The 14,786-nt window shown below is 72.4% G+C and carries 18 protein-coding genes, 1 pseudogene and 1 riboswitch; of the genes and pseudogenes, 6 read left to right on the top strand and 13 right to left on the bottom strand.

The window, feature by feature from the left end:
* Window positions 1-2: 2 nt before the first annotated feature.
* Complete coding sequence (locus tag ACFPZJ_RS06785; protein WP_381018602.1) at window positions 3-911, bottom strand: ABC transporter ATP-binding protein; 909 nt, start codon at window positions 909-911, stop codon at window positions 3-5.
* Between the two features lie 150 nt (window positions 912-1,061).
* Between ACFPZJ_RS06785 and ACFPZJ_RS06780 the strand changes: the two genes are divergently transcribed.
* Together ACFPZJ_RS06780 and ACFPZJ_RS06775 are read left to right on the top strand one after the other, a co-directional pair.
* On the top strand, window positions 1,062-1,337 hold the full coding sequence (locus tag ACFPZJ_RS06780; RefSeq protein ID WP_381018600.1) for a toxin-antitoxin system HicB family antitoxin: 276 nt from the start codon (window positions 1,062-1,064) through the stop codon (window positions 1,335-1,337).
* Window positions 1,338-1,341: 4 nt separating this feature from the next.
* The gene (locus ACFPZJ_RS06775; protein WP_381018597.1) at window positions 1,342-1,716 is read left to right on the top strand and encodes a fic family toxin-antitoxin system, toxin component; all 375 of its coding nucleotides are present in this window, start codon (window positions 1,342-1,344) and stop codon (window positions 1,714-1,716) included.
* 1 nt (window position 1,717) lies between these two features.
* Here ACFPZJ_RS06775 and ACFPZJ_RS06770 read toward each other — a convergent pair whose 3' ends face one another.
* The 4 genes from ACFPZJ_RS06770 to bioB form a co-directional block, all read right to left on the bottom strand.
* Entirely contained in the window at window positions 1,718-2,407 is a 690-nt protein-coding gene (locus tag ACFPZJ_RS06770) for a class I SAM-dependent methyltransferase (RefSeq protein ID WP_381018594.1), read from the bottom strand.
* Between the two features lie 182 nt (window positions 2,408-2,589).
* Complete coding sequence (gene bioD, locus ACFPZJ_RS06765; protein ID WP_381018592.1) at window positions 2,590-3,306, bottom strand: dethiobiotin synthase; 717 nt, start codon at window positions 3,304-3,306, stop codon at window positions 2,590-2,592.
* Window position 3,307: 1 nt separating this feature from the next.
* Window positions 3,308-4,588 (bottom strand): adenosylmethionine--8-amino-7-oxononanoate transaminase, encoded by a 1,281-nt coding sequence (locus ACFPZJ_RS06760; protein WP_381018590.1) that lies wholly within the window; start codon window positions 4,586-4,588, stop codon window positions 3,308-3,310.
* Window positions 4,581-5,738 (bottom strand): biotin synthase BioB, encoded by a 1,158-nt coding sequence (gene bioB, locus ACFPZJ_RS06755; RefSeq protein WP_381018587.1) that lies wholly within the window; start codon window positions 5,736-5,738, stop codon window positions 4,581-4,583. Before bioB ends, ACFPZJ_RS06760 begins: the two co-directional genes overlap by 8 nt.
* Window positions 5,739-5,886: 148 nt before the next feature.
* Here bioB and ACFPZJ_RS06750 point away from each other — a divergent pair, with 148 nt between their 5' ends.
* Window positions 5,887-7,014, top strand: coding sequence for an 8-amino-7-oxononanoate synthase (locus tag ACFPZJ_RS06750; RefSeq protein ID WP_381018584.1), 1,128 nt, complete (start codon window positions 5,887-5,889; stop codon window positions 7,012-7,014).
* 116 nt (window positions 7,015-7,130) lie between these two features.
* Here the strand turns inward: ACFPZJ_RS06750 and ACFPZJ_RS06745 are convergent, their stop codons facing one another.
* Together ACFPZJ_RS06745 and ACFPZJ_RS06740 are read right to left on the bottom strand one after the other, a co-directional pair.
* On the bottom strand, window positions 7,131-7,355 hold the full coding sequence (locus ACFPZJ_RS06745; RefSeq protein ID WP_381018581.1) for a DUF397 domain-containing protein: 225 nt from the start codon (window positions 7,353-7,355) through the stop codon (window positions 7,131-7,133).
* 9 nt (window positions 7,356-7,364) lie between these two features.
* Entirely contained in the window at window positions 7,365-8,225 is an 861-nt protein-coding gene (locus tag ACFPZJ_RS06740) for a helix-turn-helix domain-containing protein (protein ID WP_381018579.1), read from the bottom strand.
* Between the two features lie 214 nt (window positions 8,226-8,439).
* Between ACFPZJ_RS06740 and ACFPZJ_RS06735 the strand changes: the two genes are divergently transcribed.
* The gene (locus ACFPZJ_RS06735) at window positions 8,440-8,898 is read left to right on the top strand and encodes an ATP-binding protein (RefSeq protein WP_381018576.1); all 459 of its coding nucleotides are present in this window, start codon (window positions 8,440-8,442) and stop codon (window positions 8,896-8,898) included.
* 40 nt (window positions 8,899-8,938) lie between these two features.
* On the opposite strand, the pseudogene ACFPZJ_RS06730 reads toward ACFPZJ_RS06735, so the two are convergent.
* A pseudogene (locus ACFPZJ_RS06730) lies at window positions 8,939-9,861 on the bottom strand (LysR family transcriptional regulator).
* Window positions 9,862-9,951: 90 nt separating this feature from the next.
* On the opposite strand from ACFPZJ_RS06730, the gene ACFPZJ_RS06725 reads away from it, so the two are divergent.
* Window positions 9,952-10,578, top strand: a complete 627-nt coding sequence (locus tag ACFPZJ_RS06725) for a LysE family translocator (RefSeq protein ID WP_381018573.1) — start codon at window positions 9,952-9,954, stop codon at window positions 10,576-10,578.
* On the opposite strand, the gene ACFPZJ_RS06720 is transcribed toward ACFPZJ_RS06725, so the two are convergent.
* The 4 genes from ACFPZJ_RS06720 to ACFPZJ_RS06705 form a co-directional block, all read right to left on the bottom strand.
* On the bottom strand, window positions 10,511-11,107 hold the full coding sequence (locus ACFPZJ_RS06720) for a DUF6328 family protein (protein ID WP_381018571.1): 597 nt from the start codon (window positions 11,105-11,107) through the stop codon (window positions 10,511-10,513). The two genes, ACFPZJ_RS06725 and ACFPZJ_RS06720, sit on opposite strands and share 68 nt — an antisense overlap.
* A 202-nt stretch (window positions 11,108-11,309) precedes the next feature.
* Entirely contained in the window at window positions 11,310-11,783 is a 474-nt protein-coding gene (locus tag ACFPZJ_RS06715) for a C40 family peptidase (RefSeq protein ID WP_381018569.1), read from the bottom strand.
* 3 nt (window positions 11,784-11,786) lie between these two features.
* Window positions 11,787-11,980: riboswitch (cyclic di-AMP (ydaO/yuaA leader) on the bottom strand.
* 350 nt (window positions 11,981-12,330) lie between these two features.
* The gene (locus ACFPZJ_RS06710) at window positions 12,331-12,639 is read right to left on the bottom strand and encodes a hypothetical protein (protein ID WP_381018566.1); all 309 of its coding nucleotides are present in this window, start codon (window positions 12,637-12,639) and stop codon (window positions 12,331-12,333) included.
* A 7-nt stretch (window positions 12,640-12,646) separates the two neighbouring features.
* The gene (locus ACFPZJ_RS06705) at window positions 12,647-13,282 is read right to left on the bottom strand and encodes an ATP-dependent Clp protease proteolytic subunit (RefSeq protein ID WP_381018563.1); all 636 of its coding nucleotides are present in this window, start codon (window positions 13,280-13,282) and stop codon (window positions 12,647-12,649) included.
* A gap of 73 nt (window positions 13,283-13,355) precedes the next feature.
* Between ACFPZJ_RS06705 and ACFPZJ_RS06700 the strand changes: the two genes are divergently transcribed.
* The gene (locus tag ACFPZJ_RS06700; protein WP_381018561.1) at window positions 13,356-13,634 is read left to right on the top strand and encodes a type II toxin-antitoxin system Phd/YefM family antitoxin; all 279 of its coding nucleotides are present in this window, start codon (window positions 13,356-13,358) and stop codon (window positions 13,632-13,634) included.
* Between the two features lie 98 nt (window positions 13,635-13,732).
* On the opposite strand, the gene ACFPZJ_RS06695 is transcribed toward ACFPZJ_RS06700, so the two are convergent.
* Complete coding sequence (locus tag ACFPZJ_RS06695; RefSeq protein WP_381018559.1) at window positions 13,733-14,749, bottom strand: ABC transporter permease; 1,017 nt, start codon at window positions 14,747-14,749, stop codon at window positions 13,733-13,735.
* Window positions 14,750-14,786 lie beyond the last annotated feature (37 nt).

The raw sequence follows: 14,786 nt of genomic DNA, 5'->3' as shown, positions 1-14,786 counted from the left end.
GGTCAGTTCCCCTCGGAAGGCGGACCGTCCACCGGGACGGTGCCGCGCGCCGAGGCGCCGTCGTGGGGCACCGGACCTCGGTCGTCGGGCGGCCGGCCGCCGTCGCGTGGCGCCGGGCCGCCGTCGTCGAACTGGGCGCGGATCACGTCGAAGCGCTTCATCCGTTCCAGCACCGCCTCCGCCGTCGGCCGCCGCATCTCGTCGACGATCCGGCCGTCGCCGAGGAAGAGCACCAGGTCGGAGTGGGCGGCGGCGCCCGGGTCGTGACTGACCATGACGACCGTCTGCCCGAGGTCGTCGACGGCCTCCCGCAGGAAGCCGAGGACCTCCAGGCCGGCGCGCGAGTCGAGGTTGCCGGTCGGCTCGTCCGCGAAGATCAGCTCGGGCCGGGAGGCCAGCGCCCGCGCGCAGGCCACGCGCTGCTGCTGCCCGCCGGACAGCTGGGACGGCCGGTGCCGCAGACGGTCCCTGAGCCCCAGCGTGTCGATGACCTGGTCCAGCCACTTCTCGTTGGGCTTCTGGCCGGCGATGTCCATGGGCAGGGTGATGTTCTCCAGCGCGTTCAGGGTCGGGACGAGGTTGAACGACTGGAACATGAACCCGATCCGGTCCCGCCGCAGCCGGGTCAGGTCCCGCTCCTTCAGCCCCGTGATCTCGGTGTCACCGATCCACACCTGCCCGGCCGAGACCGTGTCGAGCCCCGCGAGGCAGTGCATCAGGGTGGACTTCCCGGAGCCCGACGGCCCCATCACCGCGGTGAAACGGCCCCGCACGATGTCCACGTCCACCGAGTCCAGGGCGAGCACCGCCGTCTCGCCCGAGCCGTACACCTTGGTCAGACCGCGGGCGCGGGCCGCGATCCCGTCGTCCGACGCCAGGCCCGGGGCGTGCTCCGCAGCAGGTGTGGACAAGGCCGCCTCCTCGTGGTGGAAAGGTGCCGCTGTCGTCCATGTCTTCCTTGTCCCGGTCGAGCGTAATGTGACGTGGCGCACACTCGGTATCCTCCCTGGGTCGGAGTCCCGCCCTTGCCGGTGCTAGCGCCCCGGCGCTAGCGTCGAGGTATGGCGAAGACCCAGCTGAACGTGCGCGTGGACGAGGACACCGCCCGCGCGGCCCGCGAACGCGCGCTGGCCCGCGGCATGAGCGTCAACCGCTACATCGAGGAGCTGGTCAGACAGGACACCGGGGAGGTCGGCCACACGTTCGTGGAGGCCGCCGCCGACTTCATGAAGCAGTACGAGGCCGTCTTCGCCGAGGAGTTCGACGGAGGGACCTCCGCCCGGGCGGCGTCGGGAGCCGGTGCGGACCGCGAGGGCGCGCGCGAAGGTCGCCGCTGATCCGTTGGAGAACCTCAGAATCGACCTCGCCTGGCTGCTGATGCTCGCCGAGCAGAAGACCCCCGGAGACCCCCAGGTCACCGACTGGGGTGCCCTCGTCGCCGCCGTCGCACGCCATCAGGCCGAGATATTCGGCGTCCCCGTCTACGACTCCCCGCACGCCCGCGCCGCCGCACTGCTGCAACTCCTGCTCCACGTCCCCGCGCTGGAACGCTCCAACGCCCTGTTCGCCTCCGCCGTCGCCTACGCGTACCTCGTCGCCGGCGGCGAGAAGGTCGTCACCTCGCCCGAGCAGGTCCGCGATCTCGCCCGGCTGGTCAAGAGCGGCGAGGCGTCGGTACAGGACATCGCGCGGGAACTGCGCCGGTGGAGCCTGTGAGCTACTCCGCGGGCTCCTCCTCGTGCCCGGGCCGCCAGGCCGTGCCCAGCACGCAGTAGGAGGTGGGGAGCGTCGGCCCCTTCTCCGGCATCAGCGTCCGCCGGTAGGGGCCGAGCGCGAACCCGGCGTCCCGCAGCGCCCCGACCGGGTCGCGGGACAGGTGGCAGCCGCCGTTCAGCGGCGGCCACAGCGTCCGGTCCAGCGCGCGCTGGGTGAAGGCCATCAGCCGGCCGCCGCCCGCACCGTGCTCGAAGAACCGCACCTCGCCGCCCGGCCGCAGCACCCGCCGCAGCTCCGCGAGCGCGCGCGGCACGTCGCGCACGCTGCACAGCACCAGCGAGACCACCGCCGCGTCAAAGCCCTCGCTCTTGACCGGCAGCGCCTCCGCGGCCCCCGGCACCACATCGACCGGGACGTCGGCGCGCAGCGCCGCCTCCACCGCCAACCGGCGCAGCACACGCTCCGGTTCGATGGCGACGACCTCCGCGACGGTGCTCGGGTAGTGCGCGAAGTTCAGGCCGTTGCCGGCGCCGATCTCGATCACCCGCCCCGACAGCCCGGCAAGCAGCGTCCGGCGCACGCCGGCCATGCCCATCCGGTGCTCGGCGGTCACGCTGACCCGGGCGTAGTAGCGGGCGAACAGCGGGTGATGCACGGCATCCCGCACTCGTCCGGCGGACCGCAGCGGCATGGCGACCTCCTCGACAGGACAGGCCTCACGGCGATTCTCCCCCGCCCGGGCCCGGCCCATCCCCCTCGCGCCGGCACGGCCGCTCGGAACGCCGGCCTCAACGAGCCGCGCGCCCCGTCGCCGAGCGACAAACCCGCCCCACCGTTCCTCGGACGGAGCCCTGCCGGATCACGCGCCGGCGATCAGGGTGCCTGCCGTACCCGGAACGCCTCCGCGTCCCACGTGCCGTCGAGGCGGGGAGCCAGCCAGTGGGGTGACGCGGCGCGGAAGTCGGCGGGGTCCAGGGCCGCCGCTCCCTCGGGTACGGCGCCGAGCAGGGGTGCCTCCGCCACCTCCGGCAGGTCCGCGAGGTTGCAGCGCGAGGCGAGGTCCGGCTCGGCGGGCCAGCTGCCGATCACGATCCCCGCCACCCTCAACTGCCGGTAGCGGAGTTCACGTACGGTCAGTTCCGTCATGTTCAGCGTGCCGAGGCCCGCGGGCGCCACGACCAGCACCGGCGCCGCGAGCAGCTGGGCCGCGTCCGCCAGGGTGCCGCCCGCCGCGTCGAACCGTACGAGCAGTCCGCCCGCGCCCTCGACCAGCACCAGGTCGTGCTCCGTGGCCAGTTTCGCGGCGGTCTCCGCGACCTCGTGCGGATGGACCGGCGCGCGACCGGCCCGGCGGGCGGCCGTGCCCGGCGCCAACGGCTCGGGGAACCGGGCGACCTCCGCCGCCGTCACCGCACCGGCGAGCCGCGCGACCTCCGCGGCGTCCCCGGGCTCGTCCTGCCCCACACCCGTCTGCGCCGCCTTCAGCACGGCCACCGACCGGCCGGCCGCCAGCGCGGTCGCGGCGACGGCGGCCGTCACGACCGTCTTGCCGATCTCCGTGCCCGTCCCCGTGATCACCAGTACCGGCATGTCATCCCTCCCGCGCGGCCGCGCACACCGCGCGCGCGATCCGCGCCACGTCCGCGTCGCCCGTCACGTACGGCGGCATCGTGTAGATCAGGTCCCGGAACGGCCGCAGCCACACGCCCTCGCGGACGGCGGCCTCCGTGGCGGCCCGCATGTCCACGGGGTGGTCCAGCTGGACGACCCCGATGGCTCCCAGGACGCGTACGTCCTTCACACCGGGAAGATCCGAGGCCGCCGCGAGGCCCTCCCGCAGGCCCGTCTCGATCCGCCTGACCTCCGCGCGCCAGTCCTGGCCCAGCAGCAGCTCGATGGAGGCGCAGGCGACGGCAGCCGCCAGCGGATTGCCCATGAACGTCGGCCCGTGGGCGAGCACCGGAACCTCGCCCCGCGAGATGCCCTCGGCCACCCGGGAGGCGCACAGCGTCGCCGCCATGGTCAGATAGCCGCCGGTCAGCGCCTTGCCCACACACATCACGTCGGGCGCCACACCCGCGTGCTCCGCCGCGAACAGCGCGCCGGTCCGCCCGAACCCGGTGGCGATCTCGTCGAACACCAGCAGGACGTCGTGGGCGTCGCACGCCTCGCGCAGCACCCGCAGATAGGCGGGGGAGTGGAACCGCATCCCACCCGCCCCTTGCACCACCGGCTCGACCACGACCGCGGCCAGCTCACCGGCATGCCGTCCGATCAGCTCGCGCAGATGGTCGGCGTACGGCTCCTCGTACTCGGCGGGCGGCGGTCCGGCGAACACCTGGCGCGGGAGCACACCGGTCCACAGCTGGTGCATCCCGCCCTCGGGGTCGCACACCGACATCGGCTGCCAGGTGTCGCCGTGATAGCCGCCGCGCCAGGTCAGCAGCCGCTGCTTGCCCGGACGGCCCAGCGAACGCCAGTACTGCAGGCACATCTTGACGGCCACCTCGACCGACACGGACCCGGAGTCGGCGAGGAAGACGTGCTCCAGCCCGTCGGGCGACATGTCGACAAGGTGCTTCACGAGCCGTACGGCGGGCTCGTGGGTGAGCCCGCCGAACATCACATGGCTCATGCGCCCGAGCTGCTCGTGCGCGGCCTCGTTGAGCACCGGGTGGTTGTAGCCGTGGATCGCCGACCACCAGGACGACATGCCGTCGACCAGCTCGCCCGAGCCGTCGGCCAGCTTCAGGCGCACGCCGTTCGCCGACTCCACGACGAGCGGCTCCTGGCGGCCGGGCATGGGGCCGTACGGATGCCACACATGCCGCCGGTCCAGTGCGAGCAGCTCGGGCACGCTCAGCTCAGGCATTGGGCGCGAGATCCGTTCCGGCGCCCCGGCGGCGTACGGCGACCAGGTCGGGCCTGGGCTCGTCGACACGCGGCGCAGGTGCGGGGCCGCAGACTCCGCCGTCCTGGCCCGAGCCGCACCCGCCGCCCTCGTGGCATCCGCCGGCGGCGCGATGCTCGGGCAGCGTCACCTGGTCGGTGCCCTCCACCTCGAACCCGGCGTCCGCGATCATCTCCAGGTCGGCCTTGCCCGCCTGGCCCTCGCTGGTGAGGTAGTCGCCGAGGAAGATCGAGTTGGCCAGGTGCAGGGCGAGCGGCTGCATCGTACGGAGATGAACCTCGCGGCCGCCCGCGATGCGCACCTCGACGTCCGGGCAGACGAAGCGGACCATCGCCAGGATGCGCAGGCAGCGCTGCGGGGTGAGGTGCCACTCCTTGGCCAGCGGGGTGCCCTCGAACGGGATCAGGAAGTTGACCGGAACCGAGTCCGGGTCCAGCTCACGCAGCGAGAAGACCACGTCCACCAGGTCCTCGTCGTTCTCGCCCATGCCCGCGATCAGCCCGGAGCAGGCGGACAGCCCGGCCGCGTGCGCCTTGTGGACCGTGTCCACCCGGTCGGCGTAGGTGTGCGTGGTCGTGATGTCCCCGTACGTCGCCTCGGACGTGTTGAGGTTGTGGTTGTAGGCGTCCGCGCCGGCCTCGCGCAGCCGCTCCGCCTGGCCGTCGGAGAGCAGCCCGAGACAGGCGCACACCTCGACGCCCTCGTTCTGCTCCTTGATCGCCTTGATGGTCTCGGAGACCCGGTCCACGTCGCGGTCGGTCGGACCCCGGCCGCTGGCCACCAGGCACACCCGCTTGGCGCCCCCGGCGAGCCCGGCCGCCGCGGCCTGGGACGCCTCCTCGGGTTTCAGCCAGGTGTACTTGAGGATGTCGGCCTTGGAACCGAGCCGCTGGGAGCAGTAGGAGCAGTCCTCCGGGCACAGGCCGGACTTCAGGTTGACGAGGTAGTTGAGTTTCACCCGTCGGCCGAACCAGTGCCGGCGCACCTTCCCGGCCGCGGCCACCACATCGAGCAGGTCGTCATCGGAAGTCGCGAGGACGGCCAGCGCCTCCTCGCGGGTCGGCAGCTCGCGCCGCAGCCCCTTGTCCACCAGCGTCTTCAGCAGGTCCATGGGAGCTGATCCTGTCGTACGGACCCGTCCCGGGCCAAGGAGACTTCGCACAACACAGGCGCTTCGACGTGTGGGTATTGCCACATCCTGGCCTGCCGACCAGGCCGCTAGTGTCTGTGCACTGCCTACAAATTCCCCCGGAGGACCCATGGTGTTCGGCTGGATCGACGAGCAGGCGGAACTGCGCCGCCGCGCCGGCCTCGTACGGACTCTGCGCCCGCGCCCGGCCGACTCTCCGCTCCTCGATCTGGCGAGCAACGACTACCTGGGTCTGGCCCGCCACCCGGAGGTCACCGAGGGCGCCGCACGGGCCGCGCGGACCTGGGGCGGCGGCGCGACCGGTTCCCGGCTGGTCACCGGCACCACCGAACTGCACACCGAGCTGGAACGGGAACTGGCCGATTTCTGCGGCGCCGAGGCGGCCCTCGTCTTCTCCTCCGGCTACGCGGCCAACCTCGCCGCGGTCACCGCGCTGGCGCCGCACGGCTCGCTGATCGTCTCCGACGTCGGCAACCACGCCTCACTGATCGACGGCTGCCGACTGGCCCGGGGCAGCACGCAGGTCGTGGCGCACGCCGAACCGGATGCCGTGCGCAAGGCCCTGCGCACGCACGACGGGCCCGCGATCGCCGTGTCCGACACGGTCTTCTCGGTCGACGGCGACGCGGCCCCGCTCGCCGCACTCGCGGAGGCGTGCCGGGAGCACGGCGCGGGACTGGTGGTCGACGACGCCCACGGCCTGGGCGTGCTCGGCGACGGCGGCCGAGGAGCCCCGCACGCCGCGGGGCTCGCCGGCGCCGACGACCTCGTCGTGACGGTCACGCTGTCCAAGTCGCTCGGCAGCCAGGGCGGAGCCGTCCTCGGCCCCGCCCGGGTCATCGACCATCTGGTCAACGCGGCCCGCACGTTCATCTTCGACACGGGCCTCGCCCCGGCGGCGGCGGGCGGTGCCCTGGCGGCGCTGAAGCTGCTGCGCCGCGAACCGGAGCGGGCGGCGCGGGCGCGCGCGGTGGCGGCCGACCTGCACGCCCGGCTGACCGCCGCCGGTCTGGAGGCGGTCCGTCCGGACGCCGCGGTCGTCTCCGTGCGCGCGCCCTCCCCGGAGGGGGCCGTGCGATGGGCGGCCGAGTGCCGTGCGGCCGGGCTGGCCGTGGGCTGTTTCCGACCTCCTTCCGTGCCCGACGGCATCTCACGGCTGAGACTGACCGCCCGTGCGGACCTCTCCGGGGAGCAGATCGCACGCGCTGTACGGGTGATCGGCGAAACGCGGCCATGAGTCGGCGTGCACGGCCGTGCCTCGCGGCTGACGGACAGATGGGGTCGAGGGGCGGTTTCAGGTTGAGCGACCGGTCGGCCTGAGCGACCGGTCGGGCCGACCGGACCGGTCGGGGATCAGCCGATCGCCGCCGTGAACTCCGCCCAGCTGTCGGGGGAGAAGAGCAGCGCGGGGCCGGCCGGGTCCTTGGAGTCGCGCACGGCGAGCAGTCCGGCCCACGGTCCGGAGGCCGGACGGGCCGTCTCGACGCAGTTGTTCGCGCCGGTGCTGTAGCTGCTGCGCAGCCACCGCACGTCGTGCAGTTCGGTGCTGGAAGGGATGGTCCGAGGCAGTGCACGCATGGTGCCTCCTTACGCGCCGGCAGCTGTCCCGGCGATGAAATCCAACGATTCCTCGGGCGAAAGGGCGTGGATCTGAAGGGCGTTGAAGGCCTCCGTGTAGGCCTGGAGGTCTTCTTTCCGTTCGAGATAGAGGCTACTCGTCAAGTGGTCGAGTACGACAACATCCAGATCAGAAGTGTTCGAAAATGAGAAGATTACGAAAGGCCCGGTGACGCCGATGTGCGCGCCGGCGGCGAACGGCAGCACCTGGAGCCGGACTTGGGGCAGCCGAGCCGCCTCGACCAGCCGCGTCAGCTGCCGGGCCATGACCCCTGGACCCCCGACCTCCCGGCGCAGCACCGCCTCGTCCAGCACGGCGTTCAGCACCAGTGGCCGATCGGCACGCAGCACGTCCTGCCGCGCCAGCCGCACCTCCACCAGCGTGTCGAGCCGCTCCTCCGACAGGCCCTCCACCGCGGCCCTCGTCACCGCCCGCGCGTACTCGGGCGTCTGCAACAACCCGGGGACGACGGTGGTCTCCAGCGTGCGCATCGCGCTGGCCTGGGACTCCAGGCTGATGAAGTCGCGGTAGGTCGGCGGCAGCACCCCCCGGTACGCGTGCCACCAGTGATGCCGACCGCCGGTGTCGTCGGATCCCGCCAACATCATCAGCAACTCCCGTAGTTGGGAGTCGCTCACTCCGTACGCGTCGAGCAGTAACCGCACATCGGCCGGTTTCACACCGCTGGTGCCGGTTTCGATGCGGCTCACTTTCGACTGGTGCCATCCCACCAATCGGGCCGCCTCGCCACTGGTGAGCCCTGCCGAGGTGCGCAGCGCGCGCAGTTCGGCGCCCAGCTTCCGGCGGCGCACCGCGGGACCGTGTTGCATGCGCTCCTCCTTACTCCTTATGAGGCGCCCAAATACGGTCTCGCGTCGCAGAGTTCACCGCTTTGAGCGACAGATATATGCATATCTTGGTGGATCGCCGTCCTTCACCGGCGTGGTGATGGCAGTCTGGCGGGCGAAGCACCAGTCCGGGACCGTACTCGAACCTTCCGCTCCGTGTCGGACTGCGGTCCCGTGGGAAAGGGACGACGTCGCCATGGCAGACCATTTGGAAGCATCCGTCACTCTGCCGAGCGATCCCGCCTCGGTCTCCGCCGCTCGTGCCTATGTGGTGGGCACGCTGGCGGAGTGGGGCCTCGCGGCGGGCACGGAAGTGTCCGACACCATCCGGCTCATCGTCTCCGAACTCGCCACCAACGCCGTCCAGCACACCCTCGGCCAGTCGCCGACCTTCACGGTGGCCGTGGCCCTCGACCGCGACGAACGGCTGCGCGTCGGCGTCACCGACAGCCACCCGCGCTTCCCCAAGCGGCTGCCCGCCGCCGTCCAGCAGGACAACGGCCGCGGCATGGTGATCATCCGCTGTCTGGCCGCGGAGTGCGGTGGAAGACTGCGCGTCCGCCCCACCCGCGAGGGCGGCAAGACCGTCTCCATCGAACTGCCGTGGAGCACCCCGGCGGAGCCGGTCCCGACGGTCGGCCGGCAGGAACCGTAGGGCCACGGATGCCCGGTCCTACGGGCAGCAACCGTGGGCTTCACGCCGGGTGGGTCTGCCGGGCACGGCCGAACGCGCCGCGCAACAAGGCCCGGAAGGCGTCGGCGGCCGGTGCCGCTTCCTCGGCACGGTGGACGACCGCGATCGTACGGCGCAGCTCTCCCGGATCCAGCGGGCGCGTACCGACCGGGGTGGCCGCCGTCCGCGCCACCATCTCCGGTACGACTCCGACTCCCAGGCCCGCACTGACCAGCGCGCACACCAGCGCGTACCCGGGGGTGGCGACCACCACCGACGGGGCGGCCCCGGCCCGGGCCAGCGCCGTCTCGACGCCCTGCCGGGCGGGATGGTCCGGTGCCATGCTGATCAGCGGCTGCCCGGCGAGCTCCGCCAGAGGCAGCCGGGACGTACCGCCGGTGAGGACATGACCGGGGGCGGTCACCAGCACCAGTTCCTCGACCAGCACGGGTTCCGCGCGCACGGTGGCGGGAAGCGGGGCCGGATCGGCGGTTGGTACGTGTGCGTCAGCGCCAGGTCGATCTCGCCGGCGGCGACCGCGGCGATGCCGGCCGGCGGTTCGTAGTCGGCGACGGTGAGTGCCACGTCCGGATGCGCCCGGCGGAACGCGCTGAGCACCGGCGGCAGCAGGTGGATGCCCGCCGTCTGGAAGGTGCCGAGCCGGAGGGTGCCGCCCGTGAGGCCGGTCAGCCGTGCCAGTTCGTGCCGGGCCCGCTCCAGTTCGTCCAGCACCCGCCGGGCCCGTGTCACCAGCAGTTCGCCCGCGCCCGTCAGCCGCGTCCCTCTGTGGTGGCGGACCAGCAGGGCCGTGCCCGCCTCCCGTTCCAGCTTGGCCAGTTGCTGGGAGAGCGCGGGCGGAGTGTAGCCGAGGCGTTCGGCGGCCCGGGTGATCGAGCCGGCCTCGGCGACGGCGACCAGCGCGGCCAGTCGGGTCGGGTCGTACATGCCGGACCTCCGCAGCCCAAAGAATCGCTTAAGGGCTGGGCAGCATATTCGACATACCTTCTGAAGGCCGGGTCCCGGCAGGCTGGGCGCATGGACGCACAGCTCATCACGTTCACGGGTGTCGCGGCGGGCATGATCGCGATGCCGGGCGCCGACTTCACCGTGGTCGTGCGCAACGCCCTGGTCTCCCGTCGGGCCGGCGTCGCGTGCGCGCTCGGCATCGCGGCCGGGCTGCTCGTGCACACGGCGCTGGCGGTGGCGGGGGTCGCTGCGGTGCTGACGGCCGTGCCGGCGCTCTTCCACGCGCTCCGACTGCTGGGCGGCGCCTATGTCCTGTACCTGGGCGTACGAACCCTGTGGTCACTGCGGCGGCCGCGGACCGGGGCCGTTCAGGACGACGGCGGGTCCGCGGCACGGCCCCTGCGGCAGGGCTTCGTGACGAACGCCCTCAACCCCAAGGCCCCGATCACGTTCCTCAGCCTGCTGCCGCAGTTCGTGCCGGCGGGCAGTCCCGCCGTGCCCCGGACGCTGCTGCTCGCGCTGATCGTGGTCGTACTCGCCCTGGTGTGGTTCCCCGTGGTGGCGCTGCTGGTGGACCGCCTCGGCCGGTGGCTGCGCGGCCCGCGGGCCGGACGGGTCGTCGAAGGCGTCACCGGTACCGCACTGACGGTTCTCGGCGCGGCTCTCCTCCTCGAACCGACGGCCGGGGCAGCCTGACGGTGCTGTGCGCCGGTTCGGTGTCCTGCTCGCTCTCGCGCCCCTCCTCGCCCAGGCCCGCGCGTCGTACGAGCCGGGGGAGCAGTCCCCACAGGCCGACACAGACCAGGAAGGTCGCCGCACCCGCGGCGAGGCCGCCGGCCCGGCCGGTCGTCACATCCACGACCAGCATGACCGAGCCGCTGAAGGCGAACACCAGCACGGCCAGACCGACGGTGGCCAGCCGCGAGGAGACCTGCACGATGCGCGGCTTGGCGCCCTGCTGGAACAGCGAGCGGTGCAGCGCGGCCGGCGCGGTGAAGAGCGCCGCGGCGAGGACGGCCAGCAGGAGAGCCGTGACGTAGGTGGCGCGCTGGACCGTGTCGAGTTCTCCGAAGCGGGAGGTGAAGGCCAGCGACAGCAGGAAGGCGAAGAGGATCTGTACGCCCGTCTGGGTGACGCGCAGTTCCTGGAGGAGTTCGACGAAGTTGCGGTCGGCTCTCTCCAGCGGCGTCTCGTTGCGTGCGGTGCAGGGACGGTGCTCGGCCATGCGGTGACGGGTAACCACTTGAGCCCGTGTCACGCCCGTGCGCCGTCGTGCCGTGCGGGCCGTCGTGCCCGTGGAGCGTCACGCCCGGGCGGGGCCGTCATGCCCCGGGTGGGGCGGTCATGCCCCGGGCGGGCCGTCGTGCCCCGTGCGGGCGGCGGCACCCCGATGTGCTGCCGCCCGCACGGATCAGTCGATCAGTGGATCACTTCACCCGGCCGTACCAGACGCTCTTGGTCCAGATCTTCTGCAGCCGCACCACGTCCCCGGACTTGGGTGCGTGCCAGATCCTGCCTTTACCCGCGTAGATGCCGACGTGGTAGACGTTGCGGCCCGAGTGGAAGAACACCAGGTCCCCGGCCTTGCGGTTCGTCGAGGAGATGTGGCGCGTCTTGTTGTACTGCTGGGCCGCCGTGCGCGGCAGCTTCTTGCCTGCCTTCTTGAACGAGTAGAGCGTGAGCCCCGAGCAGTCGAACCTGTGCGGTCCGGTGGCGCCCCACTTGTAGGGCGAGCCCTTCTTCGAGGCCGCGACCTGAAGTGCCTTCGTCGCGGGCGAGGCGGCCTGGGCCTCCGAGGTGAAGCCGGGGGCCACGATCGAGCCGCCCACGGCGGCGATGGTCAGGGCCGAGGCCGTACCGGCCCGGGCCATGAGCGACGGGACACGATTGAGCGCAGTCATGCGCAACCCTTCGTCAGCCGCCTGTGAAGGATGACCTGTCGGATTCGGGCTGGCGAAGTTGCCCGGCCGCGAGCGAGCTCGCGGCTTCACCCCAAGGACTGCTCGGAACTGACGCTCCGGCGGCCCGTCATGCTTGGGTCCTCCACTCCTGCCGATCCACTCCTGTCGACCGGTCATCCGGGCGGCGGCAGGACTCGGCGTCCGCCCGGACCGCCCCGCCGCGGTGGCGGGGGCTTGTCGTCAGACAGGGATCTTCACCCATGGATGTCGGAAAATCCCAACGCAACCGGGGATTTGTGTTGTTACTCACCACTCACCCGTTCGGGTGGACACCCTCGTGTTCGAGTCACCGTCCAGAGACTCGGGGAGCCTCGGACCAGCGACGGAATACCCCGTTCCGTCCCCGGGTCAGGCGGGGTGCGCAAGCCCGGAGGGCCGAAAAAAGTAGCTAGGGATACTCCCAAAGGGGGTACGCCGTTCAGCCCGTTTCGTCTCGGGTCCGGACGCGACGTCCACGGGACGGGCGTCCGGACCCGGTGGGGGACCGTCAGATTCCGGACTCCGGGGGGAGGGTGACGCGCGCGGTGCGCCGCTCGCCGTCCAGCACCCGCAGTGCCCGGGCCAGCGTGGCGGCGTGCAGTTCGCTCTCGCCGCGCTGGTGCATCACGGCCAGGGCGTCGCGCAGGGCGACCGCCTTCGTGACCAGCGCCTGTGCGGCCCGCAGTCCGCGGTAGGTGTCACCGGGCAGCGCCGGGTTGATGCGGCCGAGCAGGTCGACCACGTCGAGGTAACGATCGATCAACTCCGCCTCGGCGCGCGTCAGGGCGGGCAGGGGCGGCAGTTCCGGTGGCAGCATCGGCGGCTCACTTCGCGGCGGGGCCGGGCTGCGCGCCCTTGCGGCTGGGGACGACCCGGTCGGCCAGGCCGTACTCGACCGCTTCCTCGGCGTCGAGGATCCTGTCCCGCTCGATGTCTGCCCTGACCTGCTCGCGCGTCCGGCCCGTATGGCGCGCGAGCAGGTCCTCCATCCGGGCCCGAACGCGCGTCAGCTCGTCGGCCTGGATCGCCAGATCGCTCGCCTGCCCGCGCACCGGTTCGGGCAGCCGGGGCTGATGGAGCACCAGGCGGGCGCCAGGCAGTACGAATCGCTTGCCAGGGGTGCCCGCCGCCAGCAGCACGGAGGCGGCCGCGCCGGCCTGGCCCAGGCAGATCGTCTCCACGTCGCAGGTGACGTACCGCATCGTGTCGTAGATCGCCGCCATCGCGTGGAACGAGCCGCCGGGGGAGTTGACGTACAGCGAGATGTCCCGGTCGGGGGCCTGGTGTTCGAGGTGCATGAACTGGGCCATCACGTCGTTCGCCGACGTCTCGTCGATCTGCGTGCCGAGGAAGACGATCCGCTCCTCCATCAGCTTCGAGTACGGATCCATCGTCCGTTGCCCGGAGCCCGTGCGCTCCGTGAACTCCGGCAGGACGTGACGGGCGGACGGTCGGGTCATGGCGAACCCCTCCTCGCAGAGCATCGGCGTCTGTCAAAAATGTACAGGACGTACATGACGTTATGATGGCTTCATGGCCTACGAGATTCCGGTGACGCAAGCGAGGGCTGAGCTCGCCGACCTGATCAACCGTGTGGTGTACGGCGGTGAGCGCGTCGTCGTGACCCGGCACGGCAAGCCCCTCGTCGCCCTTGTCTCCGCCGATGACCTGCGACGACTCGACGAACACCAGGAGCTGGCGGAGGAGCACGTGCTCAGCGCGGTCTCCACCGTCCGCGAGGTCGCGTCCGCTCCGCGCGAACAGCAGCGCTTCGGCATCGCGGCCGAGCACCGGGGGACGGGTCCTTCGTAGCCGCCCGGCAGGGTTCGCGCGGCGGGTCCCGGACAGCGAAACCGTGCGTCCCGTCGTCACGGCGGGGACGCACGGTCGTGCGGCGGGGGAGGGGCGGGTCAGGTGACGGGCGCGAGCTTCTTCTCGTCGGCGGTGTCGGCCCGGTTCGCCGCCCGGGCGCCGAGCGTGCCGCCGAGCAGTACCGCGCCCAGCCCCAGGGCGGCCCACCAGGCCAGCGTCAGGGCGGGGCCGGTCGCCGCCGCGCCGTCGAAGTACGCCACCGAACGCAGCAGCGTCGCCCCCGCGCCCGGCGGCAGCCACTGGCCGATCGCGCCGGCCGGCTCCGGCAGCATGTGCGGAGCCGAGGCGGCGCCCGAGAACGGGTTGCCCAACAGCATCACCACAGCCGCCATGATCCCGGCACCGGCGGTGCCGGCCAGTGCGCCGAGTCCGGCCACGGCGCCACCGACGGCCAGTGTCGACAGTCCGAACGCGGCGGCCTCGGCCCACCAGTCGCCCGTGAGTACGTCGAGCCAGCTGTGCGCGACGGCCGCCGCGACCACGCCCACCAGCGCGGCCGCGCCGAGCAGTGCGACCGCGGCGCGCACGCCGCGCGGGCCCAGCGCGGTCACCATCGAGCCCGCCGCGATGCCGGCCAGCGCCAGCGGCAGGACGCTCGCGCTCAGGGCCGCGCCGCGCGGGTCGTTCGCCGGGGCGGTCACCACGTCCGCCGTGTCGATCTGCGCGCCCCCGGACGCCGCCTGTGGTGCCACGGTCCGCTGGAGCAGCTGGGCGACGGTCGGGCTCGCGGCCGACGCGGTGAGCAGTTTCGGGCCCCGGTCCGTGGCGACGACCGCCCCGTAGACCGTTCGGTCCTGGATGGCCTCCCGGGCGGCGGCCTCGTCGGCGTAGCGGTGGATCTCGAAGGCGCCCTCACGCTCCCCGAGTCGCTTCTCGATCGGAGCCGTGGCCGCGGCGGGCCCGGCCACACCGAGAGGGACGTCGCGGGGAGCGGTACGGGCGGCCGGCCAGGCGAAGGCCCACAGGGCCAGTGCGGCGAGGACGGGGACGAGGAGGACGACGGTGATAAGGCGGCGGACGGGCGTCCTGGTCGGCGCGGTGGAGGGGGAGGACATGAGGTGTCTCCTCGGGGTGCGACGTAGCTGTGACCTA

Source organism: Streptomyces bullii (genome assembly GCF_042657145.1).
Lineage (GTDB): Bacteria > Actinomycetota > Actinomycetes > Streptomycetales > Streptomycetaceae > Streptomyces > Streptomyces bullii.
This window is presented reverse-complemented; position numbering and strand designations above follow the sequence as displayed.